This window comes from Azospirillum sp. HJ39, from assembly GCF_041507355.1.
Lineage (GTDB): Bacteria > Pseudomonadota > Alphaproteobacteria > Azospirillales > Azospirillaceae > Azospirillum > Azospirillum thiophilum.
This window is the reverse complement of record NZ_CP167911.1, coordinates 410,678-433,757: the sequence shown is the minus strand read 5'-3', so window position 1 is coordinate 433,757 and position 23,080 is coordinate 410,678. Positions and strand designations below refer to the sequence as shown.

The window sequence follows — 23,080 nt, the reverse complement described above, 5'->3', positions numbered from 1 at the left end:
CCGCCTGCGGGGCGTTCTTCACATGTCCGGCCTGCCCGACCGGTCGGTCCGGCCGGGCAGGCCGACCACCACGTCGGCGCGGGCGACGCTGGGCAGGCTGGCACGCCGCCCCTCCCAGGCCGCCATGAAGCAGTCGATCCGGCCGGCTGGCAGCGGACGGCTGATGAAATAGCCCTGGATCAGCTCGCAGCCCATCTGCGACAGCGCGTCCCACTGCCCCTCGTCCTCCACCCCTTCCGCCACGACGGTGCGGGACAGATCCCGTGCGATGCGGGCGATCGACGCCACCAGGTTGCGCGCATCGGGGCGGCGGTGGACATCGTCGATGAAGGCCTTGTCCAGCTTCAGCGTGTTGATCGGCAAGGTCCGCAGATAGGTCAGCGACGAATAGCCGGTGCCGAAATCGTCCAGCGCGATGTGGATTCCGGCATGGCGCAGCTCCTTCAGCTTCTCGATGGCGGCGTCGAGCGAGCCGATCATCTGCGACTCGGTGATCTCCAGTTCGAGCCGGTGGGGCGGCAGGCCGGTGCGCGCCAGGATGTCCAGCACCTGCGATACGAAATCATGCTGGGCAAGCTGGACGACGGACATGTTGACGCTCATCGTCATGTCGCCGAGCCCCCGGGCGGCCATCGCCATCGCTTCGGTGCAGGCGGTCTCCAACACCCACAGCCCGAGCGGAACGATCAGGCCGCAATCCTCGCAGGCCGGGATGAAGCGGTCGGGCGACACCGGCCCCAGTTCGCTGTCGGTCCAGCGCGCCAGCGCCTCGAACCCGCGGACGCGGCCGTCGGCGGTCGCGACCTGCGGCTGGTAATGCAGGACGAAGTCCCGGCACTCGAAGGCCAGCCGCGCCCGGCTGAGCAGCCGCATCCGCTCCACCACCTTGCGGTTCATGTCGGGGGTGAAGGTGCAGGTGCGGCCGCGGCCGCTGTCCTTGGCCCGGTACATGGCGGTGTCGGCATTCTGCAGCAGGTCGTCGAAGCAGCGGCCGTCCCAGGGATAACGGGCGACGCCGACGCTGCAGGTCACGAAGAAATGCTGGCCCTCGACCAGGAAGGGGGCGACGAACCCCAGTTCCAGCCGCTCGGTCACCGCCGCCGGGTCGCCGGAGGCGGCGCCATGGACGACGATGACGAATTCGTCGCCGCCCAGCCGGGCGATGAACACCCCGTCGCCCGCCGCGCTGCGGGCGCGCATCGCGACCGCCATCAGCAGCTCGTCTCCCGCCTTGTGGCCGAAGCTGTCGTTGATGACCTTGAAATTGTCCATGTCGAGGAACAGCAGGGCCAGCGGCCGGGAATTGCCGGCTGCCTTGTCGGCGGCGATCAGCCCATCGACATGCTTCTCCAGCATCAGCCGGTTGGGCAGGCCGGTCAACGGGTCGAAATGGGCCATATGGTCGAGCCAGGCCTGCTGCCGCTTGTCGGCCGTGATGTCGGTGTAGGATCCGGCCATGATCGTCGGCCGCCCCTCCTCGTCGAACAGCGCCTTGCCGGTGGCGAAAATCCACAGATAGTCGCCGTCGCGATGGCGCACCCGGTATTCCACCCGGTATTCCGGCACCTCGCCGGCCAGATGGCGGCGCAACTCCTCCTCCGCCCGTTCGCGGTCCTCCGGATGAAGACGGTCGAACCAGGCTGCGCGCGAATCGATGCTGGCGGCGTCGACGCCCAGCAGTTCCTCCACCCGGCCGGACAGGACGCGGCGGTCGGCCGTCATTTCCCAGGTCCAGATGATGTCACGCGACGCCTCGGCCACCAGCCGCATCCGCCGCTCGCGCTCGCGCAGCGCCTGCTGGCTGGCGGTCAGCTCGTCGAGCCTGCACTGCAATTCGCGGCGCGAGTCGCCGAGCGCAAGATTGCTCCGCTGCAACGCCGCTTCCGCGGCACGGCGCTGGCGCAGCGCGAAGGCCAGGACCAGCACCATGCAGGCCAGCATCACGATGACGATGCCGACCGTGACAACCAGCCAGCGGTAGCTTTCCAGGAAGGAAAAGGGCTTGTTCACCATCAGGTCGAGCGGACCGACCCGCGACAGGTCGAGACCGAAGCGCTCCACCTGCCGGTGATCCATCGCCTTGATGACGGACGAACGCCGCTCCGCCGGCAGATCGACCGACCGATCCGCCGCAGGGGCGCCGTTCAGCAACGTCGCGGCCAGTTCGCCCAGCGCACGGCCATGCTCCTGCCCGCTCAGCAGGCTTCCGCCGGCCAGGCCATGGCCCAGCAGATAATCCTGGAGGCCATAGATCGGCACGCTGCTCTTCTCGCTCAGCAGTTCCAGGAACTGCTCGGGCGGCAGGACCAGCCCGTCGCGGTCGGTGGCGTAGGTTCCCAGCAGCACCGCACTGTCGACCGGCAGGGTCGCCAGATGCTCCTCCAACTGGGCAAAGGGCAGGTCGGGCAGGAACTGGCGCGTCAGTCCGGCGGGGATCCGGCCGGCGGCGGCCAGCTTCTCGATCTCGACGTCGAGCGCCAGCCCCGATTCGGTATGGTCGCGCAGTATGTACAGGCGGCGGAGATTCGGGTTGGCCGCCTGCGCCATGCGCAGCGTGCCTTCGATGTCCTTCGCCTCATCGACCCCGGCCGCCGCGGCCTCGCCTTCGGTCAGCCGGCGCGCCGTCGAGCCGATCACCCCGCCATGGACCAGCGGCACCGGGCCGTAGATCTCCCGCCGCAAATCGAGCGCGAAGGCCAGCGCGGCGTCGTCGGTGGTGAGGATGGCGTCGACAGTGCCCTTCGGATGGCGATAGGCGATCAGTGCCCGCAGCCGGTCGAGCCCGGCGGGATTCGGAAAGCGCTTCCAGTCCAGGTAATGGACGACGGGCAGCGTGTCGTGTGCCATCGCCAGCGCCTGGACAATGCCTGCGGCCTGGCCATCGGTCCACTCATAGCCCTGATGGTAGGAATGCAGCACCAGAACGGTACGGTGCGGTGCGGTCGCACGCCCCCCCGCCGGCAGGGACAGGGCCATCGTCGAGATCAGCACCGCCAGCAACGCACAGCCGCGCAGCCATGTGGCAGTCCATCTGAAGGGCCAATCGGTCATGTCGCATCCCCTGATGGCGTCCCCCAGCCGCACCCTCCGATGGGAGCAGCTTGTCCATTAGAGGACGATAAACAAAGCCATCGCTCCGGCGCCACATGTTTTCGCTAAGGACATCCCCCAGATTTATGGTTAATTTCCACGCCCGATTGGAGCGAATACATCTTGCTCCCGTACAAGGCTCCGATATTTATTGAAGAATCTCCTTTTCTTTTTTTGCATTGCATTATGAGAATGCTGCAACCGCTCTCCCATCGCTCCCATACATCGCCGCGGAACAGTCGCCGCCCCGGCTGTCGTCCCGGCTGCGCCCTGCCCGGCACATCGCCGGTCGCCCCCCGGCCCGGACGGGGAGCAACTCTTCGCCGAGCTGGACGGGACGATGCTGTCGATCGGTGCCAGGACCTGGGAGGACGGCGGTCCACGGGCTGGACGGGCTGGACGGCCTGCCGGCGGAGTTGGCCCAGGGCCCGTTCGCACGGGCGGAGAGCTATCCGGCGATCCCGCGGCTGTCGGCGACGCTGCGGGCGGCCGAACGGGTGATGAAGGCCTTCGACGGCAAGAGCGCGATGCTGAAGACGCTCGGCGGCCGTCCGGCGACGCACATGTTGGGCGAGACCTTCCACAGCCAGGCGGCGCCGCGCCATGGCGACGATGTCGCCAAACGGTCGGTCGTCCCGGTCTCGCCCGGACCGGTGGCTTTGACCGGAGGCGCTGACCGGAGTCAGCCCCTCCGGCGGCACAGGTCGGTGACCGGTGCCGCCGGTATCACTATCACTGCAGGCTGCGCTGCATCTCCTCGAAGGTGCGGGAGAAGCCGTTCAGCGGAAAGTCGATGTCACGCTTGCCCAGGCGGGGGGAGCTGACGCGGACCAGGATGGTCGAGCCGTTGCGGAACTGGTCGGCCACCCGGCCCGACACGAAGTTCGGGAACATGCACATGTTCAGCGTGGCGACATGCGATTCGATGCGCGGCTGGCGGTCGACGCGGATGGCGCAGCGGTCGACCAGCCCCTGGCTGGTGGTCAGGAACAGGTGGAAGTCGTTGCCGGTCGGGATGACGCTGAGCGCGATGAAGCCGACATCCTTGCCGTCGTCGAACAGGCGGTAGATCATCAGCCGGCAGGTCTTGCTGTCGGTCATCCGGTCGATGTCGCACTGGTTGCTCCAGGCGCCTTCCGGCCCGAAATCGGCCGCGGCCTTGGAGAAATCCACCGCGGCGGCCGGCCGGGCGGCGAACAGGCCCCCGGCGAGCGTCAGGGCCAGCAGCCCCGCGGCCAGTCCCCCGGCGGCAGCCGCCCTGAAGCCACCCATCAGACCCTTTGCACGCATCGCCCCGGCTCCCCGCCATCGTTCGTATTAAGACGCAAGGCGCCATGATAACCGGGGACGGCGGGGGTGCAAGGCACGAGATGCCGCGCTTCCGCATCGGCGGGCGGGCCGGTGCGCAGGCGCGGCATGCGGATGGCGGCGGGAGGCGGCGGGAGGCGGCGGCGCGAAACCGGGCGGTCAGATGCGCCCTTCCTCGAAGTCGCGGAAGGCCTGCATCACCTCTTCGCGGGTGTTCATGACGAAGGGGCCGCCCCAGGCGATCGGCTCGCCGATCGGCTCGCCGGCCAGCAGCAGGAAGCGGGCGCCGCCGGAGCCCGCGACCGCCTCGACCCGCCCGCCGTCGCCCAGCACGATCACCCGCGGCCCCGCCAGCTCCTCCCCCTGGTCCCCCACCGTCAGCGTGCCTTCGAACAGCACCAGGAAGGCGGTGTGGCCGGCGGGCAGCGGTTCGGCGAAGGACACCGACGGCGGCAGCGCCACGTCGAAATAGCGGGCGTCGGTCGCCTCCGCCCGCACCGGGCCCGCGGTGCCCCGCGCGGTGTCGCCGGCGATCACGGTGACGGTCGCCCCGTCCTCGCGCCGCTCCACCGGGATGGAGGCGGCCGGGAACTCCTGATAGCGCGGCTCGGTCATCTTCAGCCGGGCCGGCAGGTTGATCCACAGCTGGAAGCCCCGCATCAGCCCTTCGGTCTGCTCCGGCATCTCGGAATGGACCAGGCCGCGGCCGGCGGTCATCCATTGCACGCCGCCGGTCTCGATCACCCCCTCATGCCCGTGGTTGTCGGCATGGCGCATGCGGCCGGCCAGCATGTAGGTCACCGTCTCGAACCCGCGGTGGGGATGGTCGGGGAAGCCGGCCAGATAGTCGGTCGGCTCGTCCGACCCGAACAGGTCGAGCATCAGGAAGGGATCGAGCGTGCGCAGGCGCGGGGTGCCCAGCATGCGGGTCATGCTGACGCCGGCACCGTCGGAAGTGGCCATGCCCTCGATGGCGGCAAGCACCGGACGGGCGCCGGAGGTGGCGGATTGGACGGACATGGCGGGGACTCCCGAAAAAACGCTGTGGCGATGGACCACAGGTAATCCGCCCCGGCCCCGGCGTGAAGCCCGCCATGCCGCGCCACTGCGTTTCCGCCCGCGCAACAATCGCCGCCAACCGACGGAAAAGGCGGCAAATGAAAAGGCCGCCGGAAATCCGGCGGCCTTCTCGCGAGAGACCCTGTGGGAAAGGGTTTGTCTTAGTGGATGCTCTCGCCGTGCAGGGCGAGGTCGAGACCGTCGCGCTCCACATCCTCTTCCACGCGCAGGCCCATCACCACGTCGATGACCTTGAGCAGGATGAAGGAACCGATGCCCGAATAGACGATGGTGGCGACGATGCCGTAGAGCTGGGTGACGACCTGTCCGGCATTGCCTTCCAGCAGGCCGGCGGTGCCGCCGATGGCTTCCTGGGCGAAGACGCCGGTCAGGACGGCGCCGACGATGCCGCCGATGCCGTGCACGCCGAAGGCGTCCAGGCTGTCGTCATAGCCGAGCGCATGCTTCAGGCCGGTGGCGCCCCAGTAGCAGACCACGCCGGCGACCACGCCGATGACCAGCGCGCCCATCGGGCCGACGAAGCCCGAGGCCGGGGTGATGGCGACCAGGCCGCCGACCGCGCCGGAGATGATGCCGAGAACCGACGGCTTGCCCTTGAGGACCCACTCCGCGAACATCCAGGCGAGAGCGGCGGCGGCGGCGGCGATCTGCGTGACCAGCATGGCCATGCCCGCACGGCCGTCGGCGGCGACCGCCGAACCGGCGTTGAAGCCGAACCAGCCGACCCACAGCATGGCGGCGCCGACGAGGCTCAGCACCAGGTTGTGCGGGGCGAAATTCTCGTTCGGGTAGCCCTTGCGCTTGCCGAGGACCAGCGCCGCGACCAGGCCGGCCACGCCCGCATTGATGTGGACGACGGTGCCGCCGGCATAGTCGAGCACGCCGTCACCCATCAGATAGCCGCCCGGACCCCAGACCCAGTGGGTGATCGGGGCATAGATGACGACCGACCACAGCGCGGTGAACACCAGCATGGAGGAGAACTTCATGCGGTCGGCGAAGGCGCCGGTGATCAGGGCCGGGGTGATGATCGCGAAGGTCATCTGGAAGACGATGAAGACCGATTCCGGAATCACGCCGGACAGGCTGTCCTTGGTCAGGCCGTTCAGCAGCGCCTTGGACAGGCCGCCGACATAGGGGCTGCCTTCGCTGAAGGCAAGGCTGTAGCCGATCACGATCCACAGGATCGACACGAGGCAGCAGATCGCGAAGCTCTGCATGACCGTGGCCAGGACATTCTTCTTGCGCACCATGCCGCCGTAGAACAGCGCCAGGCCCGGAATGGTCATGAACAGGACCAGGGCCGTCGCCGTCAGCATCCAGGCGGTATCGCCCGCGCTGAGCGTCGGCGCCGGGGTGGCTGCCGCCGCCGCGTCCTGGGCAAAGGCAGCGACCGGCAGGCCGGCCGCGCCAAGAGCAACCGCGATCATCGGTGCGGCCATAAGGAAGAGACGGTTCATCGAGGCTCCTCTTTCTCCAAAATCGCTCCCGCCCCGAGGCGGCCGGCACGGCACCGGAGGTGTTCCGCGCGGGCGCCGCCCCCGGGACGACCCCGTCCCGGTCGCCCCGTCCCCGGCAAAGACGGGGCGGCGGACGGGACCAAGGACGCCTCCAGCGTTACAAGAAGCGTGCCAACCGAAAACGGCTTGGAATCGTCAGGGTTGTCCCCGGCCGGGACCCCCGAACGGGCAGCCCCTTACGAGTCGCGCCCCCCGATCGCCCAGAAAATGGGCAGATGTCGGCGCTGACATTGGCCCGCAATTTTCAGGCTTTCTAGCGATCCCCGGACGGTTCACGGGCATCGGATAGGACGGACTGCCTGGGGCCGGCGCAGCAACTTGGCTGCCTTTCCGGCAAATGATGAAATTTTGTGCATACACTGGGCGCGTGGCGGTCAGCGGCGCGGCACGAGGGACACACCTCTTATCCCGTCCTGCAATGGGTGCCCGTCTGCCGGACTGCCGCCGGACGTCCGGCCTATGCCGGCCCCGATACCGGCGGCCGGTCGGCCGAGGCGCTCCCCCCGCCGGGCCTATTGGACATGGCGACGAGTTGTGGCACCGTCAACGCCTCCACACAGGTAGGCCGCTCGCGCGCGGCTGCAAGAATAAGGCAAAGGGGGTAACGGCCATGCTCGACAAACGGGATCTGCGCCTCGCACCGCGGCGGGCGGTGGCGCTGGTGCTGGCCGGCGGACGCGGAAGCCGTCTGAAGCAGCTGACAGACCGGCGGGCCAAGCCGGCGACATATTTCGGCGGCAAGTACCGCATCATCGACTTCGCGCTGTCCAACTGCGTCAATTCCGGCTTCCGCCGCATCGGCGTGCTGACCCAGTACAAGTCGCACAGCCTTCTGCGCCACCTCCAGCGCGGCTGGAACGTCTTCCGCGGCGAGATGAACGAGTTCTGCGACCTGCTGCCGGCCCAGCAGCGCATCAGCGAGACGGAATGGTACCAGGGCACCGCCGACGCCGTGTTCCAGAACCTGGACATCCTGCGCGACCACGAGCCGGAATATGTCCTGATCCTGGCCGGCGACCACATCTACAAGATGGATTACGGCGCGCTGCTGCTCGACCACATCGACCGCAAGGCCGACGTCACCGTCCCCTGCATCGCGGTCCCGCGCGAACAGGCGACCGGATTCGGCGTGATGCACATCGACGACGAGCGCCGCATCATCGATTTCGTCGAGAAGCCGGCCGACCCGCCGCCGATGCCGGGCCGCCCCGACATGGCGCTGGCCAGCATGGGCATCTACGTCTTCAACGCCCAGTTCCTGTACGAGCAGCTGGAGCGCGACGTCGCCACCCCCGGCTCCAGCCGCGACTTCGGCAAGGACATCATCCCGCATCTGGTCAAGGCGGGCGCGCGGATCGTCGCCCACGACTATGCCGACAGCGCGATCATCGACGCGCCGGACGATGCCCCCTACTGGCGCGACGTCGGCACCATCGACGCCTATTGGGAGGCCAACCTCGACCTCTGCCACGTCACGCCGCAGTTGAACATGTACAACCGCGACTGGCCGATCTTCACCTACCAGGAACAGCTGCCGCCGGCCAAGTTCGTCTTCGACGACGAGAACCGGCGCGGCATGGCGGTGGACAGCCTGGTGTCGGGCGGCTGCATCATCTCCGGATCCACCGTGCGGCGCTCGCTGCTGTTCAGCTCGGTCCGCGTCAACTCCTACAGCGAGCTGCACGAGGCGGTGGTGCTGCCGGAATGCGACATCGGCCGCCATTGCCGGCTGAAGAAGGTGGTGATCGACCGCGGCGTCACCATCCCCAACGGCCTCGTCGTCGGCGAGGATCCGGAGCTGGACGCCAGCCGCTTCCACCGCAGCGAGGGCGGCGTCGTCCTGATCACCCGCGAGATGATCGAGAAGCTGCCGAAGGCGTAGGCGACGGCCTGCCTGCCGCCCGCCTCCCCCTGCGGGCGGCAGGGCCGTCCGTCTCCGCCTTTCCCGCCTTTTTTACCCGAGTGCCTTCCCGATGCGCGTCCTCTACGTCACGTCCGAATGCTACCCGATGGTCAAGACCGGGGGGCTGGCGGACGTGTCCGCCGCCCTGCCGCCGGCCCTGAACGCCGCCGGGGCCGATGTCCGCCTGCTGCTGCCGGGCTATCCGGCGGTGCTGGGCAGCCTGCAGAACCTGCACGAGGTCGGGGAGCTGATCACCGACCTGCCCGGCTGCGACCGCGCCCGGCTGCGCATGGGCCGGACGGCGGACGGGGTGCTGGCCTATGTGCTGGACGCGCCGTCGCTCTACGACCGCCCCGGCAACCCCTATCTCGGGCCGGACGGCAAGGACTGGCCGGACAATGCCCAGCGCTTCGCCGCGCTCGCCTGGGTCGCCGCCGGCTTCGCCGCCGAGCCGTCCTACGATCCCTGGTGGCGGCCCGACATCCTGCACGGCCATGACTGGCAGGCCGGGCTGATCCCGGCCTATCTGGCGCTGCGTCCCGACCGTTTTTCCGGCCCGTTCCGGCCGGGCACCGTGCTGACCATCCACAACATCGCCTATCAGGGCCTGTTCGGCCCCTGGATGATGGGCGACCTCGGCCTGCCCTCCTCCAGCTTCCGGGTCGACGGGGTGGAGTATTACGGCAATGTCAGCTTCCTCAAGTCCGGCTGCTATTACGCCGACCGCCTGACCACGGTCAGCCCGACCTACGCCAACGAAATCCAGACGGCGGAGCACGGCACCGGCCTGCAGGGGCTGCTCGCCAGCCGCGCCGACGTGCTGACCGGCATCCTGAACGGCGTCGACTATGCCGTGTGGAATCCGGCGACCGACCCGCATCTTCCCGCCCGCTACACCCCCGACGACCTCGGCGGCAAGGACGCCTGCAAGGCCGACCTGCAATCGGCCTTCGGCCTCGACCGCCGCCCCGACGCGCCGCTGGCCGCGGTGGTCAGCCGGCTGACCTGGCACAAGGGCCTCGACCTGGTGCTGGAGGCGGCGGCGCAATGGATCGCCTGGGGTGGGCAGCTGGTGGTTCTGGGCAGCGGCGAGGCGGCGAGCGAGGCCGGCTTCCGCCACCTCGCCCAGTGGCATCCGCAATCGGTTGGCGTCCGCATCGGCTATGACGAGCCGCTGTCCCACCGCATCCAGGCGGGAGCCGACCTGTTCCTGGTGCCGTCACGGTCGGAGCCCTGCGGCCTGACCCAGCTCTACGCTTTGAAATACGGCACGCTGCCGCTGGTCCGCCGCACCGGTGGCCTTGCCGACACGGTGGTCGACGCCAACCCGGCCGCCAGCGCCGATGGCAGCGCGACGGGGTTCCAGTTCGTCGAGGCCAGCGCCCAGGAGCTGCTGTGGTCGCTGCGCCGGGCGCTTGGGATCTACCGCAAGCCGGAGCGCTGGCAGGCGATGCAGCGCCGCGCCATGACGCGGGACTTCGGCTGGCACGGCCCGGCGGAGGAGTATATGGAGCTGTACCGGGGGTTGGGGGGGCGCGGGTAACGGCCCAGCCGGCCGTTATGCCGGCACCCTCCCCCGTTCCGCCGGCAGTTCCAGCTTCCCTTTGTTGTTGAGGGGCTTCCGCTTCGCACGGATGCGGTCGCACATCCGATCGAATTCTATATAGTTGTTGGCATTCCGTTTTTGCGCATCGCTGATATAAGGGTCGAGTATACGCCTGATCCGGAGAAAATAGGATCCGGACATCCTGTCTATAATATCGATATCGTACACTTCCGTTTCGACACCGACAGCCATATGCTCGATTATTGAAAGAAGTTCCTTTATATTACGCCGCTCTCCTTGATCGATATCGGGAAGATTTATGACAAGATCCTTCCCGAATTTATCTTCGAGCCTTTCTACAATTGGCCGGTATTTATCTCTGATGCTGTTGACGTACTCGATGGTCGACTGCTTTTTCCGACGCTCGTGATCGGCAAGATAGGCGTCGCGCATTATCCTGATCTGCTCGGCATTGAGAATCGTTTGCTTCAATACCAGAAGCATGGCCCCGAGACTCACGATCACACTGACAACCGCTGCGATTGAGGAAACAAGAGATGCGTCCATGGCGATATCCGGTCGGAAGATTTTCTAAAATATAGCGATTGGGTGGGAATGCAACCAGGGTAAACCGACCGGTGCGGCCACAGCCCCGTCCGCCAATGGGCCCGCCCACCGCCGACCTGCACCTCCCTCACCCATCGCCGTTGCGCGCGCCATGCGTCCGCCTTATGTTCCGCGGGAAACCTTGGGACGCGCGCTTTCCGATGACTGACCTCTCGCACATCCGCAATTTCTCGATCATCGCCCACATCGACCATGGCAAGTCGACCCTTGCCGACCGGTTGATCCAGCAGTGCGGCGGCCTCGACGCGCGCGAGATGCGCGAGCAGGTGCTCGACAGCATGGACATCGAGCGTGAGCGCGGCATCACCATCAAGGCCCAGACCGTCCGCCTGCTCTACAAGGCCGAGGACGGCAAGCAGTACACGCTGAACCTGATGGACACCCCCGGCCACGTCGACTTCGCCTATGAGGTCAGCCGGTCCTTGGCCGCCTGCGAGGGCTCGATCCTGGTGGTCGACGCCTCCCAGGGGGTCGAGGCGCAGACGCTCGCCAACGTCTATCAGGCGATCGACAACAACCACGAGATCATCCCGGTCCTCAACAAGATCGACCTGCCCGCCGCCGAGCCGGAACGGATCAAGCAGCAGATCGAGGACGTGATCGGGCTCGACGCCTCCGACGCGGTCGAGATCTCGGCCAAGTCCGGCCTCAACATCGGCGCGGTGCTGGAGGCGGTGGTCAAGCGGCTGCCGCCGCCCAAGGGCGATGCCGACGCGCCGCTGAAGGCGCTGCTGGTCGACAGCTGGTACGATCCCTATCTCGGCGTCGTCATCCTGGTGCGCGTCGTCGACGGCGTGCTGAAGGTGAACCAGAAGGTCCGCTTCATGGCCGCCGGCAGCGCCCACGACGTCGACCGCGTCGGCGTGTTCACGCCCAAGGCGCTGCTGACCGGCGAGCTGCGGCCGGGCGAGATGGGCTTCATCACCGCCGCGATCAAGGACATCACCCAGACCAAGGTCGGCGACACCATCACCGACGAGCGCAAGCCGGCGGCCCAGGCGCTGGAGGGCTTCAAGCCGTCGATTCCCGTGGTGTGGTGCGGCCTGTTCCCGGTCGACGCCGCCGATTTCGAGCGGCTGCGCGACAGCCTGGGCAAGCTCAAGCTGAACGACGCCAGCTTCCATTACGAGGCGGAGACGTCGGCGGCGCTGGGCTTCGGCTTCCGCTGCGGCTTCCTCGGCCTCCTGCATCTGGAGATCATCCAGGAGCGGCTGGAGCGCGAGTTCAACCTGGACCTGATCACCACCGCCCCCTCGGTGGTCTACAAGCTGACGATGACCGACGGGACGGTGCGGGACCTGCACAACCCGGCCGACATGCCCGACGTGATGCGGATCGACCACATCGACGAGCCGTGGATCAAGGCCACCATCATGCTGCCTGACGAGTATCTCGGCGGCGTCCTCCAGCTCTGCACCGAGCGGCGCGGCCAGCAGATCGAGCTGACCTACGCCGGCGCCCGCGCCATGCTGGTCTACCGCCTGCCGCTGAACGAGGTGGTGTTCGACTTCTACGACCGGCTGAAGTCGATCAGCCGCGGCTATGCCAGCTTCGACTACCAGATGGACAGCTATGAGGAAGGCGACCTCGTCAAGCTGTCGATCCTGGTGAATGCCGAGCCGGTCGACGCCCTGTCGATGATCGTCCACCGCAGCCAGTCCGAACGCCGCGGCCGCCAGCTGTGCGAGCGCCTGAAGGAGCTGATCCCGCGCCAGCTGTTCAAGATCGCCGTGCAGGCTGCCATCGGCGGCAAGGTCATCGCCCGCGAGAGCATCAGCGCCATGCGCAAGGACGTGACCGCCAAATGCTATGGCGGCGACATCAGCCGCAAGCGCAAGCTGCTGGACAAGCAGAAGGAAGGCAAGAAGCGCATGCGCCAGTTCGGCCAGGTCGAAATCCCGCAAAGCGCCTTCATCGCCGCGCTCAAGATGGGCGACGAATAAAGATCGTGAAAAAGGCGGGCTTCGGCCCGCCTTTTTCTTGCCGGAAATCCCGACCGCCGGTCAGGGCGGGAAGTCGCCTTCCTCCCAATGGGTCGGGTTCTTCCGCAGATACTCGCGCAGGTGCTTGGGATAGCTGTGCTTGGCGTCGAGATTGATGAACAGCGGATTGGTCTGCCTGGTCTTCTGCGCGTCGTCCAGGAAGCTCAGCTGGTAGCACAGGATCACGAATTCCGAACAGAAGACGTTCTTCACCACGCCCTGATGTTCGGTATGGGACAGGCGCTCCTTGTATTTCTGCAGCCGCCCGAACGCCCCCTCGCCGAAACTGGTCGAGCCGGCCCAGGCGAAGACCGCCCTGGACGTGCCGTAGGAGGATGAGGCCAACTGCAAGCGCAGGGCGGTGGCCTGCACGGCCTCGGCCTGCTGATCGGTCATGACGCGCGACCTGAACAGGCGTCCCCGGCCCATATTGGTCAGTTCGCCCTTCTTGATGCCGTTGCGCGGCTGGTCGCTGCCGAACCCGGTGGCGTGAAGGGTGGCCCAGTCGGTCCGCACCTTGTTCCGCAGATAGACGACCTTCTCTCCGATCACCAGGGCGCAATGGGAAATGGTCCCGTCGCTGATGATGATGTCGCCAGAACGGTATGCCGGAGAAAGAGAGGCCATGGAGTCAGTCCATCGGTTTCCGATACGGGACAACAGTATCCATGCGTTTTCGTTTGAACTCCAAACGAACGATGATGTTCAGGTTGTAACTTTGCCTTAATTCGGCCTCTGCGCTGGAAAATCGCCGGCGGACACGAAACAAACCGGCGTCTGGCGTGTCATCAAGCAGGGGCGCGGGCGCGCGACGGCGCGGGGCGTCCCTCACCTGTGATTCACTCCGGGAGGATGACATGCGCAAGTTTCTCGCCGCCGCGGTTCCGGCCCTGCTGCTGATGGCCGCCGCCGCGCCGGGCCATGCCCAAACCAGTTCCGGCAGGGCCAACGCCGCCAACAGCACGATGGACAGCGGTGCCCGCGACGTCCAGGCCAGCCGCGACATGATCGGCAAGCGGGTGGTCCACCGCCATGGCGGGCCGGTCGCCGGCACCATCCAGAACGTGACCACCGGCGCCGACGGCCAGACCATGGTCGAGCTGAAGCTGGCGGGGACGGGCCAGACGATGATGCTGACCCCGGCGTCCTTCGAACGGCGCGGCAGACAGGTCGTCATCATGCATGACCGGACCGAGTTGCAGCAACTCGCCCAGTACAGCAGCCAGGCCACCACCGGCTATGGCAGCTCGACGGGCGGAGCCATGGGCGGCCAGACGGGCAGCGGCATGGGAAGCGGTTCCATGGGCAATGGTTCGATCGGCGGTTCGATGGGCGGTTCGATGGGCGGCTCCATGGGCACCCCGATGAACGGCACGCCGGACCGCATGATGACGCCGACCCAGCCCCCGATGGGCCAGTAAGGACACCGGACGGGGGAGGCCGCTTCCGGCCTCCCGCCGCCCGATGGGCGTCAGCCCTCGATCGCCGTCAGCTCGCCGGCCAGCGGCTTCGGCATCTCCGCCTTGACGGCGTCGGCGTCCAGCCCGGCGGCCAGCAGGCAGACCAGCTTGGCGTAGCTGGCCTCGGGCGTCATGTCATAGGCGCCGATGGCGCCGATGGCGCCCAGCCCGGTGGCGTAGGCGCCGGGCAGCACCGCGCCGCGCTGGACCTGTGTGTTGTCCATCAGCACGACCCCGGCCTTCACCGCGGCCGACAGGGCGTCGAGGAACTCCGGGTCGGTCGGGCCGTTGCCCTCGCCGAAGGCCAGCAGCACCGCCCCCTTCGCCGCCGGGTCGGTGCCGGTCAGCATCGCCGACACCGTGCTGGCGCGGATGCCGGGATAGAGCCACAGCATGACCACGGAGAACCCGGCCAGCGCCGCCGCCTGGGCCTCCAGCGCCGCCAGCCGCCGGGTCCGGTTCTCCGCCCCGGCCAGCGAGACGTCCTCGCCCGGCATCGGCAGCCAATAGAGCTCGTTGCGGGCGACCACGCTGCCGATGGTGGCGAGCGGCGGGAAGTTCGGCGAATCGAAGCCGGCGAAGCGGTTGGCGTCGACCTTGGACGAGCGGTTGCCGCGCAGCAGCCTGGTGTCGAAATAGACGCAGACCTCCGGCACCGGCAGGGTGCCCGCCGCGACGATGGCGCCGACCAGATTGGCCGGGGCGTCGCTCAGCGTGAAGGACAGCGGCACCTGCGAGCCGCCGAACACCACCGGCTTCGACAGGCCGGGCAGCAGGAAGGACAGCGCCGACGCGCTGTAGGCCATGCTGTCGGTGCCGTGCAGCACGACGAAGCCGTCATACTCGTCATAGACCGACAGCAGCCGCCGGGCGATGGCCAGCCAGTCCGCCGGCGTCATGTTGGAGCTGTCGAGCGTGCGGTCGAACCAGCCCATCGTCCAGCTCAGCCCGTCATAGCCCCGCACCCCATGGCCGGACAGGCCGGGCATCGTCAGGACCAGCGTCTCGAACGCCGCACCCGGCACCGGGGCCAGCGCCCCGTCCTCGTTGGCGACGCACCCGATGGTGCCACCGGTGTACAGCACATAGACCCGCGCCATCGCCTGCCCCCTCCCTTTTTTGGTTCCGGCCGCAGGATAGGCTGCCGGCCGCCTACTTCTCAAGGCAGAGCCGGCCCGCCGGCACCGGCAGCGCAGTCCGGGTGGAGGACGGGGCCGGCTCCGCCACCGGCCGGAACCGGGGATGCCCGGCAGGACCGGCAAGCGGATTGTGGGCGAGGCGGAAGCGCCGCGGCTCCGGCTCCGCCGGCATCGGCGTCTGAGGCGGCACGGCGGCCGGCTCGATCCGGGCGGCCCCGAGGGTCACGCTGGTCCAGGCGGCGAACAGCGACATGATCGGACACTCCTTGAAGGATTGGAGGCCGACAATGGGGCGCCCGTCATTCCCTTGGAAACGAATAGGCATTATGCCGTCATCACGATCCGTGATGACCGTGCCATTGCGGAGCGGCCGGCGCTCTGTTTGAATGGGCGGCAACTTCCGGTTCACCATCCATGCCCGCCAATCTCGACACCGACCTGCTGCGCGCCTTCGTCGCCGTGGCCGACAGCGCCAGCTTCACCCGGGCCGGCGAACGGCTCGGCCGCACCCAGGCGGCGGTCAGCCAGCAGGTCCGCCGGCTGGAAGGCATTGTCGGCAAGCGCGTGTTCGAACGCGACACCCACGGGGTCCGCATGACCCGCGACGGCGAGATGCTGCTGGCCTATGCGCGGCGCATGCTGACGCTGAACGACGAGGTGATGGCGCTGATGCACCGCAGCCCGACGGTGGCGAGCGTGCGCATCGGCACGCCCGACGACTACGCCACCATGCTGCTGCCCGACGTTCTGGCCCGCTTCAACGCCGCCTATCCCGAGGTGATGGTGGAGGTGGTGTGCGACAACAGCCCCGATCTGGTGGCCGAGATCGACAAGGGCCGCTACGACCTGGCGCTGGTCACCCGCAAGGCCGGCGACAGCGGCGGCGAGCTGGTGCGGCAGGAGCCGGTGGCCTGGGTCGCCCCGCCGCTCGACCCGGTGCCGCAGGCGGGATACCGGCCGGTCGACAGCCTGAATCCGCTGCCGCTGGCGCTGTTCCCCAAGGGGTGCGTCGTGCGCGACCTCGCGGTCGCCGCGCTGGACGGGATCGGCCGCGACTGGCGCGTCGCCTTCACCAGCAAGAGCGTCGTCGCCGTCCATGGCGCGGTGATGGGCGGGCTGGGGGTGACGGCGATGGAACGCTGCACCGTACCGCCCAGCCTGCGCCGGATCGGCGCGGCGGAGGGCTTTCCCGACCTGCCGGACATCGACATCGCCCTGCACCGGGCGCGCGGCGTGGCGCCCAAGCCGGTGCGGCTGCTGGCAGACGCCATTCATGACCTGGTCGGCCGCCAGCTGCTGGGCCGGAAGCCGGCGGAGCCTGTGGGGGAGACCGCCGCATGAGTGGAATCCGGACAACCGCCCTCCGCTCCCTGCCGGCGGCGCTTGCCCTTGCCGGTGGCGCGCTTGCCGGGGCCGTGACCGCCGCCCCACCGGCACGGGCGCAGAGTCCTGTCGCCATCGGCGCCCCGCTGACCGGCGAAGTGGTGCTGAACCGCGACATCGAGGTGCGGATCGGCCCAAGCGAAGATGCGCGCATCGTCATGACGATGAAGCAGGGCAAGGCGCTGAACGCGCTGGGCACCCCGCGCGGCACCTATTGGACGGAGGTCGCCATCGGCGGCCAGCCCATCGGCTATGTCCCGGCCGATTCGCTGGACCCGGCGCTGATGGTAACCGGCCGCCCGGCCGTCGGCGGAGAGGGGCCGCGGCCGCCCAAGCCCGCCTCCCAGCCTGCAGACGCTCCGCCGCCCCACCGCAGCGCCGCCGTCGTCCCGCGCGCGGCCTGGGACAAGGCGGCCCAGACCCCGGCGGAGGGCTATGTCGTCGCAGCATCCCCCATCGCCGCGACCGAGATCCTGGCGAACCGCAAGCGGCGAGGCTTCACCCTGCGCAAGGGCGACGTGGTCGCGCTGATCGGCGCCGCGAACGGCGAGGCGACGCTGGCCCTGCCCGCCGGCACCCGCGCGCTGGCCCCGGTCCAGGGGCTGGTCGGGGTGGTGGCGCCCTATCCGCTGCCGGGCATGCCGCCGGTCGAGCCGGGCATGCTGTACGGCATCAAGCTGGGCGACTATGTCAGCTATGCCGAGGGGCTGCGCGCCTGGAGGGAGTTCACCGCCGGGCCGGGCAGCGCCTATCGCGACCTGCCGCCGATGGTCTGGCCGGTGTTCCAGAAGGCCCGGCTGCTCTACGGGGTCGGGGTGGCGCCGTTCACGCGCTTGCAGGTCGACACCGCCTGCGGCACGTTGGCACAACGCGGACTCGATTGTACAGTCATCGAGCTGGATACGTTTTGATGGTTCCCACCATGCGGGCCGGCTGTGCCCATCCTCATGACCCCTTCCTGATCGAAGTGCATGACAAACGCCGACCCGACCGAGCCGCAGGCCGCCCCCCCTTCGCCCGGCGAGGGTGACGGGGACGAAAATCTCGTTTTCCTCGACGATGGCGATCCGGGGGGCACCGGTCCCGGGGACGGCGAAGCCGGCGGCTGTGGCGGAAGCGGGAACGGGCCGCCCGGCAACCGCTGGACCATGCTGATCGTCGACGACGAGCCGGAGGTGCATTCCATCACCAAGCTCGTCCTGTCGGACTTCACCTACAAGGGGCGCAAGGCGCGCTTCCTGTCCGCCCATTCCGCGGCGGAGGCGAGGCGGATTCTGGCGCGGGAGAGCGACATCGCACTGATCCTGCTGGACGTGGTGATGGAGACCGAGGATGCCGGCCTGCGGCTGGTCCACCACATCCGGGAAGAGCTGCAGAACCGCAATGTCCGGATCATCCTGCGCACCGGCCAGCCGGGACAGGCGCCGGAACGGGCGGTGATCCTCGACTACGACATCAACGACTACAAGGCGAAGACCCAGCTGACCGCGCAGCAGCTCTTCACCACCACCGTCGCGGCGCTGCGGTCCTACGAGGACATCGTGGCGATCGACGCCAACCGGCGCGGGCTGGAAAAGATCATCGAGGCGTCGTCGTCGCTGTTCCGCACCCGGTCGATGAAGCTGTTCGCCGCCGGAGTCCTGACCCAGCTGTCGGGGCTGCTGGGGGTCGGGCCGGATGCGATCCTGTGCGTGCAGCGCGGCCCGCATCCCCGGACCGGCACGGCCGGCAGCCGTGACGGGCTGTATGTGCTGGCCGGGTCCGGCCGGTTCGAGGCGCTGATCAACGAACCTGCGGCCGGCCATGTCGACCCGGCGGTGCTGGACGCGGTGAGCGCCTGCCTGGAAAAGCAGGCGCATCATTATGCCCGCGACCATTGCACGCTCTACATCCGCACGCCGAACGACCGCGAGACGGTGGTCTATCTTCGCTCCGGCCGGCCGCTGTCAGACCTGGACCGCCGGCTGATCGAGGTGTTCTGCGGCAAGATCTCCGTCGGCTTCGAAAACCTTCATCATTATGAGCAGCTCTACCGGGCACAGCAGGGCACGCTGGCGGCGCTGGCCGATCTGGCCGAGCGCGGCCGTGGCGCCCTGACGGCGGATATCCTGGCGGATGGGGGGGCGGATGGGGGGGCGGATGGGCAGGCGGATCCGGCGGACAGCGGGGCGGCGGCGGGCGATCCCGCCGGCGGCCGGTTCAGCCGGTCGCTGCGCATCGCCGCCCTGACGGAACGCATCGCGCGCCGGTTGCACGCCGATGGGCGCTTCCCCGAGTCGCTCGACGAGTCCACGCTTGAGATCATCGGTCTGGCCGCCATCCTGCACGATATCGGCAACGCCGCGATCAACCCGGACATCCTGGCCAAACCCGGCCCGCTCGATCCGGCGGAGCGCCGCGCCATGCAGGCCCACACGGTCGCCGGGGCCGCCCTGCTGGATCAGGCAAGCCATCTGACCGACGGACCGACCCACCTGCACCTGGGGGCCGCGGTGGCACGCTGGCATCATGAGAATTGGGACGGAACCGGCTATCCCGACGGCCGCACCGGCGCGGCGATCCCTCTGTGCGCCCGCATCGTCGCGGTCGCCGACGCCTACGACGCCATGACGCGCGACCGCCCCTATCGGGCGGCGATGCGGCATGAGGAGGCGGTGGCGGAAATCCGGCGGCTGGCCGGCTTGCGCTTCGACCCGGCGGTGGTCGACGCCTTCCTGGCGGTGGCGCCGGGGATCGGCGCGGTCGGCCCGGACTCGGGGGCGAGCGCAGCCTGACGCGGGAACGGGGATCGGAAAGCCCGATCGGAAATCGCCGTCAGCGGCTGCGGTGAGCGGCTGCGGTCAACGGCTGCTCAGGGCTTCGACCGCATCGCGCAGCGGGCCGACCTGGACCGGCTTCAACAGCAGCTGGCAGCCCAGCAGTTCAGCCTCGTCCCGCCGTTCCGGAGTGCTGTCGCCGGTCAGGATGATGGCCGGGACCGCCTGCCCGGTCGCCGCGCGCACCAGTTCCACCACGTCGCGGCCGGTCCGGCCGCCCGGCAGATAATGATCGGCGATGATCAGGTTCGGCGCCCGGGTCAGGCCGCCCAACTGCTGTTCCAAGGCGGCGGCGCTCAGCGCGGTCATCACCTCGTACCCCCAGCCATCCAGAAGGATTCCCAACCCTTCCACGATTGAACGGTCGTCGTCCACCACAATGATAAGTGGCTTATGCGTTGCAGATCCGGTTGCTTTATCGTTTGTTGGCTCAGCCATTGATTTGTCCCACTCCATCCTCGACATCCTGATTGCCACCAAACACACCAAGGCAATGCAAGCCTAGCCTGTGCGATAACGGTGATATCAACAATATCATGGGCTTACCGAAAATAGACGAAGCCGATACGGAATCTCTCCACTGAATGTCACAAAGCCGACGAACATTGAGCTGCACCGAAGAGTACCAGGACTTTCCCTTACCGGATGCACTCCAGTCTCTTCAATCAGCGATTCATCATATGATTGCAAATTTCCATCGCCGGAGCAAAACAGCTTTTCCAAACTCAAGCCACAAACAAAAGGCCCTTGCGCTGGCAAGGGCCTTTCGTTCCAGGAAACAGTATTTTTTCAACCCTGGGAGGCTGGGCTTACGAACGAAGCGCTCCACCGGTCGCCTTGAGCACCGATGCGACGATTTTTTGCCCGACGGCCTCGATCGCCTCTTCGGTCAAGGTTGCAGTTGTCGGCTGATAGGTGACGGACACGGCGATCGACTTGCGCCCCTCGCCGACGCCCGGCCCTTCATAGATATCGAAAACCGCGACATCCTTGATCAGTGCCTTGTCGGCACCTTTCGCGGCCCGGAGAATCCGGTCGGCCTCCACCTTGCGGTCGACGACGAAGGCGAAATCGCGCTCCACCGGCTGGAAGGCCGACAACTGGACCATCGGCTTGGCGGTGCCGCCCTTCTTCTTGGGCAGCGGCACGGCGTCCAGCATCGCCTCGAACCCGACGACGGGGCCCTTGACGCCCAGCGCCTCCAGCACCGACGGGTGGATTTCGCCGAAGCGGGCCATCACGGTGGGGCCGAGCCGCAGCACCCCGGACCGGCCGGGATGGTACCAGCCCGGCGCGTCGGCGGTGACCTGCAGGTTGGCGGTCGGGGCGCCGGCCGCCTCCAGCACCGCCAGCGCGTCGGCCTTGGCGTCGAACACGTCGACGGCGCGGGCCTTCTCCGCCCAATGGCGCGGCACCGCGGCACCGGCGCGGATGCCGGCGGCGACCGTATCCTGCCCGTCGGGGGCCGGCGTGCGGAAGGCAGCCCCGACCTCGAACAGGCCGACATCGGCATAGCCGCGGTCGGCGTTGCGGCCGGCGGCCTGGATCAGGTTCGGCAGGATGGACGGGCGCATGACGTCCAGGTCGCTGCTGATCGGGTTGACCAGCTGCAGGCCGGGCACGATTCCGCCGAACAGTACTGCGACCGGGCCGGCCAGGAAGGACCAGGTGACGGCTTCCGACAGGCCGCGGCCGGCCAGCGTGCGCTTGGCCAGCGCCACGCGGCGCTGCTTCAGCGTCAGGGCCGGGCGGGTCAGCACCGTCTCGCGCGGCAGCGGCGTCGCCGGGATGGCATCGAAGCCGTGGACGCGCAGCACCTCCTCGACCAGATCGGCCTCGCCATGGACGTCGGCCCGCCAGGACGGAACGCCGACGACCAGCCGGCCCTCCTCGTCCTCACCCTCCAGGGTGAAGCCGAGATCGGTCAGGATCCGCTCCTGACGCTCGCGCGGCAGCTCGACGCCGCCCAACGCCGCGACCCGGCCCGGACGCAGGGTCAGGCTGCGCTTCCAGTTTGGCTCGGCCCCGGCGACCACCAGCTCCGACGGCTCGCCGCCGCAGAGATCCAGGATCAGGCGGGTGGCGCGCTCCACCCCCTCGACCACGGCCGCCGGATCGACGCCGCGCTCGAGCCGATACCGCGCATCCGATTCGACGCCCAGACGGCGCCCGGCCTGGGCGATGCGCACGGTGTCGAAGATGGCCGCTTCCAGGAACAGGGTGGTGGTGGTTTCGGTGCAGCCCGACTCCTCGCCGCCGATGATGCCGCCCAGCGCTTCGGCGCGTTCATGGTCGGCGATGACCACCATCGACGGATCGAGGGTGTAGTCCTTGCCGTTCAGCGCCTTCAGGCTCTCCCCCTCGCGCGCCATCCGGACGACGATGCCGCCCCGCACCTTGTCGGCATCGAAGGCGTGCAGCGGACGGGCGACGTCGAAGGTGATGTAGTTGGTGATGTCCACCAGTGCCGAGATCGGGCGCAGGCCGATGGCCTGCAACTTGTCCTGCAGCCATTGCGGCGACGGGCCGTTCCTCACGCCGCGGATGGTGCGGCCGACATACATCGGGCAGGCGTCGGGCGCCTCGATCGTCACGCCGATCGGGCTGGCGAAGCGGCCCTCCACCGGCGTGGCGTCCAGGCGGCCTTCGGCCAGCGGCTTCAGCGTCCCCATGCCGGCCGCGGCGAGGTCGCGGGCGATGCCGCGCACCCCGGCGCAGTCGGCGCGGTCGGGCGTCAGGTTGATGTCGATGACCGGATCGTTCAGCCCGGCATAGTCGGCGAAGCCGGCGCCCACGGGAGCGTCGTCCGGCAGCTCGATGATGCCTTCATGCTCGTCCGACAGCTTCAGCTCGCGCTTCGAGCACATCATGCCGTTCGACTCGACGCCGCGGATGACGCCCTTCTTCAGCGTGATGTCCGAACCGGGGACATAGGTGCCCTCCGGCGCGAAGACGCCCTTCATGCCGGCGCGGGCGTTCGGCGCGCCGCAGACCACCTGCAGGGTGCCGGCGCCGGTATCGACCGTCAGCACGCGCAGCTTGTCGGCGTCCGGGTGCTTTTCGGCGGAGACGACATGGGCGACGCGGAAGGGCGCCAGCTCCTTCGACCGGTCGAGGACGCCTTCCACCTCCAGCCCGAGGGCGGTCAGCTTTTCCGTGATCTGGTCGAGCGAGGCGTCGGTTTCCAGATGGTCCTTCAGCCAGGACAGCGTGAACTTCATGGGTC

At 68.2% G+C, this 23,080-nt stretch carries 18 protein-coding genes; 7 read left to right on the top strand and 11 right to left on the bottom strand.

Annotated elements, in window-relative coordinates:
* Positions 1–18 precede the first annotated feature (18 nt).
* The 5 genes from ABMY26_RS15470 to ABMY26_RS15450 form a co-directional block, all read right to left on the bottom strand.
* Positions 19–3,051: an EAL domain-containing protein gene (locus ABMY26_RS15470; protein WP_372398136.1), complete on the bottom strand. Its 3,033-nt coding sequence runs from the start codon at positions 3,049–3,051 to the stop codon at positions 19–21.
* A 487-nt stretch (positions 3,052–3,538) separates the two neighbouring features.
* Complete coding sequence (locus tag ABMY26_RS15465; protein WP_372398135.1) at positions 3,539–3,712, bottom strand: hypothetical protein; 174 nt, start codon at positions 3,710–3,712, stop codon at positions 3,539–3,541.
* 110 nt (positions 3,713–3,822) lie between these two features.
* Positions 3,823–4,380, bottom strand: a complete 558-nt coding sequence (locus ABMY26_RS15460) for a hypothetical protein (protein ID WP_372398134.1) — start codon at positions 4,378–4,380, stop codon at positions 3,823–3,825.
* Positions 4,381–4,557: 177 nt separating this feature from the next.
* The gene (locus ABMY26_RS15455; protein WP_372398133.1) at positions 4,558–5,418 is read right to left on the bottom strand and encodes a pirin family protein; all 861 of its coding nucleotides are present in this window, start codon (positions 5,416–5,418) and stop codon (positions 4,558–4,560) included.
* A gap of 200 nt (positions 5,419–5,618) precedes the next feature.
* Positions 5,619–6,938: an ammonium transporter gene (locus tag ABMY26_RS15450; RefSeq protein WP_372398132.1), complete on the bottom strand. Its 1,320-nt coding sequence runs from the start codon at positions 6,936–6,938 to the stop codon at positions 5,619–5,621.
* A gap of 670 nt (positions 6,939–7,608) precedes the next feature.
* Between ABMY26_RS15450 and glgC the strand changes: the two genes are divergently transcribed.
* Both glgC and glgA read left to right on the top strand, forming a co-directional pair.
* Positions 7,609–8,880 (top strand): glucose-1-phosphate adenylyltransferase, encoded by a 1,272-nt coding sequence (gene glgC, locus ABMY26_RS15445; RefSeq protein ID WP_372398131.1) that lies wholly within the window; start codon positions 7,609–7,611, stop codon positions 8,878–8,880.
* A 91-nt stretch (positions 8,881–8,971) separates the two neighbouring features.
* The gene (gene glgA / locus ABMY26_RS15440; protein WP_372398130.1) at positions 8,972–10,444 is read left to right on the top strand and encodes a glycogen synthase GlgA; all 1,473 of its coding nucleotides are present in this window, start codon (positions 8,972–8,974) and stop codon (positions 10,442–10,444) included.
* 15 nt (positions 10,445–10,459) lie between these two features.
* Here glgA and ABMY26_RS15435 read toward each other — a convergent pair whose 3' ends face one another.
* On the bottom strand, positions 10,460–11,014 hold the full coding sequence (locus tag ABMY26_RS15435; protein ID WP_372398129.1) for a DUF4760 domain-containing protein: 555 nt from the start codon (positions 11,012–11,014) through the stop codon (positions 10,460–10,462).
* A 200-nt stretch (positions 11,015–11,214) separates the two neighbouring features.
* Here ABMY26_RS15435 and lepA point away from each other — a divergent pair, with 200 nt between their 5' ends.
* A complete protein-coding gene (gene lepA, locus ABMY26_RS15430; RefSeq protein ID WP_045581590.1) occupies positions 11,215–13,017 on the top strand; it encodes a translation elongation factor 4 in 1,803 nt (600 codons plus the stop codon).
* 60 nt (positions 13,018–13,077) lie between these two features.
* On the opposite strand, the gene ABMY26_RS15425 is transcribed toward lepA, so the two are convergent.
* On the bottom strand, positions 13,078–13,683 hold the full coding sequence (locus tag ABMY26_RS15425; protein WP_372398128.1) for a hypothetical protein: 606 nt from the start codon (positions 13,681–13,683) through the stop codon (positions 13,078–13,080).
* A gap of 230 nt (positions 13,684–13,913) precedes the next feature.
* Here ABMY26_RS15425 and ABMY26_RS15420 point away from each other — a divergent pair, with 230 nt between their 5' ends.
* The gene (locus ABMY26_RS15420) at positions 13,914–14,477 is read left to right on the top strand and encodes a hypothetical protein (protein WP_372398127.1); all 564 of its coding nucleotides are present in this window, start codon (positions 13,914–13,916) and stop codon (positions 14,475–14,477) included.
* 50 nt (positions 14,478–14,527) lie between these two features.
* Here the strand turns inward: ABMY26_RS15420 and ABMY26_RS15415 are convergent, their stop codons facing one another.
* Together ABMY26_RS15415 and ABMY26_RS15410 are read right to left on the bottom strand one after the other, a co-directional pair.
* Positions 14,528–15,616, bottom strand: a complete 1,089-nt coding sequence (locus tag ABMY26_RS15415) for an asparaginase (RefSeq protein ID WP_372398126.1) — start codon at positions 15,614–15,616, stop codon at positions 14,528–14,530.
* A 52-nt stretch (positions 15,617–15,668) separates the two neighbouring features.
* Entirely contained in the window at positions 15,669–15,908 is a 240-nt protein-coding gene (locus ABMY26_RS15410; protein ID WP_372398125.1) for a hypothetical protein, read from the bottom strand.
* Between the two features lie 161 nt (positions 15,909–16,069).
* Here ABMY26_RS15410 and ABMY26_RS15405 point away from each other — a divergent pair, with 161 nt between their 5' ends.
* From ABMY26_RS15405 to ABMY26_RS15395, 3 genes are read left to right on the top strand one after another with little or no spacing between them, the layout of a single operon-like run.
* Entirely contained in the window at positions 16,070–16,996 is a 927-nt protein-coding gene (locus ABMY26_RS15405; protein WP_372398124.1) for a LysR substrate-binding domain-containing protein, read from the top strand.
* On the top strand, positions 16,993–17,949 hold the full coding sequence (locus tag ABMY26_RS15400; protein WP_372398123.1) for an SH3 domain-containing protein: 957 nt from the start codon (positions 16,993–16,995) through the stop codon (positions 17,947–17,949). The genes ABMY26_RS15405 and ABMY26_RS15400 overlap by 4 nt, the downstream gene beginning before the upstream one ends.
* A gap of 60 nt (positions 17,950–18,009) precedes the next feature.
* Entirely contained in the window at positions 18,010–19,812 is a 1,803-nt protein-coding gene (locus ABMY26_RS15395; protein ID WP_372398122.1) for a DUF3369 domain-containing protein, read from the top strand.
* A gap of 66 nt (positions 19,813–19,878) precedes the next feature.
* Here ABMY26_RS15395 and ABMY26_RS15390 read toward each other — a convergent pair whose 3' ends face one another.
* Together ABMY26_RS15390 and pheT are read right to left on the bottom strand one after the other, a co-directional pair.
* Positions 19,879–20,292 (bottom strand): response regulator, encoded by a 414-nt coding sequence (locus tag ABMY26_RS15390; RefSeq protein ID WP_372399021.1) that lies wholly within the window; start codon positions 20,290–20,292, stop codon positions 19,879–19,881.
* A 371-nt stretch (positions 20,293–20,663) separates the two neighbouring features.
* Positions 20,664–23,075 (bottom strand): phenylalanine--tRNA ligase subunit beta, encoded by a 2,412-nt coding sequence (gene pheT / locus ABMY26_RS15385; RefSeq protein WP_372398121.1) that lies wholly within the window; start codon positions 23,073–23,075, stop codon positions 20,664–20,666.
* Positions 23,076–23,080 lie beyond the last annotated feature (5 nt).

What these genes read in the sequence shown, in the direction of transcription:
- ABMY26_RS15470 (WP_372398136.1), bottom strand. Translation starts at nt 3,051, where the DNA reads ATGACCGATTGGCCCTTCAGATGGACTGCCACATGGCTGCGCGGCTGT.
- ABMY26_RS15460 (WP_372398134.1), bottom strand. Translation starts at nt 4,380, where the DNA reads ATGCGTGCAAAGGGTCTGATGGGTGGCTTCAGGGCGGCTGCCGCCGGG.
- ABMY26_RS15455 (WP_372398133.1), bottom strand. Translation starts at nt 5,418, where the DNA reads ATGTCCGTCCAATCCGCCACCTCCGGCGCCCGTCCGGTGCTTGCCGCC.
- ABMY26_RS15450 (WP_372398132.1), bottom strand. Translation starts at nt 6,938, where the DNA reads ATGAACCGTCTCTTCCTTATGGCCGCACCGATGATCGCGGTTGCTCTT.
- glgC (WP_372398131.1), top strand. Translation starts at nt 7,609, where the DNA reads ATGCTCGACAAACGGGATCTGCGCCTCGCACCGCGGCGGGCGGTGGCG.
- glgA (WP_372398130.1), top strand. Translation starts at nt 8,972, where the DNA reads ATGCGCGTCCTCTACGTCACGTCCGAATGCTACCCGATGGTCAAGACC.
- ABMY26_RS15435 (WP_372398129.1), bottom strand. Translation starts at nt 11,014, where the DNA reads ATGGACGCATCTCTTGTTTCCTCAATCGCAGCGGTTGTCAGTGTGATC.
- lepA (WP_045581590.1), top strand. Translation starts at nt 11,215, where the DNA reads ATGACTGACCTCTCGCACATCCGCAATTTCTCGATCATCGCCCACATC.
- ABMY26_RS15425 (WP_372398128.1), bottom strand. Translation starts at nt 13,683, where the DNA reads ATGGCCTCTCTTTCTCCGGCATACCGTTCTGGCGACATCATCATCAGC.
- ABMY26_RS15420 (WP_372398127.1), top strand. Translation starts at nt 13,914, where the DNA reads ATGCGCAAGTTTCTCGCCGCCGCGGTTCCGGCCCTGCTGCTGATGGCC.
- ABMY26_RS15415 (WP_372398126.1), bottom strand. Translation starts at nt 15,616, where the DNA reads ATGGCGCGGGTCTATGTGCTGTACACCGGTGGCACCATCGGGTGCGTC.
- ABMY26_RS15410 (WP_372398125.1), bottom strand. Translation starts at nt 15,908, where the DNA reads ATGTCGCTGTTCGCCGCCTGGACCAGCGTGACCCTCGGGGCCGCCCGG.
- ABMY26_RS15405 (WP_372398124.1), top strand. Translation starts at nt 16,070, where the DNA reads ATGCCCGCCAATCTCGACACCGACCTGCTGCGCGCCTTCGTCGCCGTG.
- ABMY26_RS15400 (WP_372398123.1), top strand. Translation starts at nt 16,993, where the DNA reads ATGAGTGGAATCCGGACAACCGCCCTCCGCTCCCTGCCGGCGGCGCTT.
- ABMY26_RS15395 (WP_372398122.1), top strand. Translation starts at nt 18,010, where the DNA reads ATGACAAACGCCGACCCGACCGAGCCGCAGGCCGCCCCCCCTTCGCCC.
- ABMY26_RS15390 (WP_372399021.1), bottom strand. Translation starts at nt 20,292, where the DNA reads ATGGCTGAGCCAACAAACGATAAAGCAACCGGATCTGCAACGCATAAG.
- pheT (WP_372398121.1), bottom strand. Translation starts at nt 23,075, where the DNA reads ATGAAGTTCACGCTGTCCTGGCTGAAGGACCATCTGGAAACCGACGCC.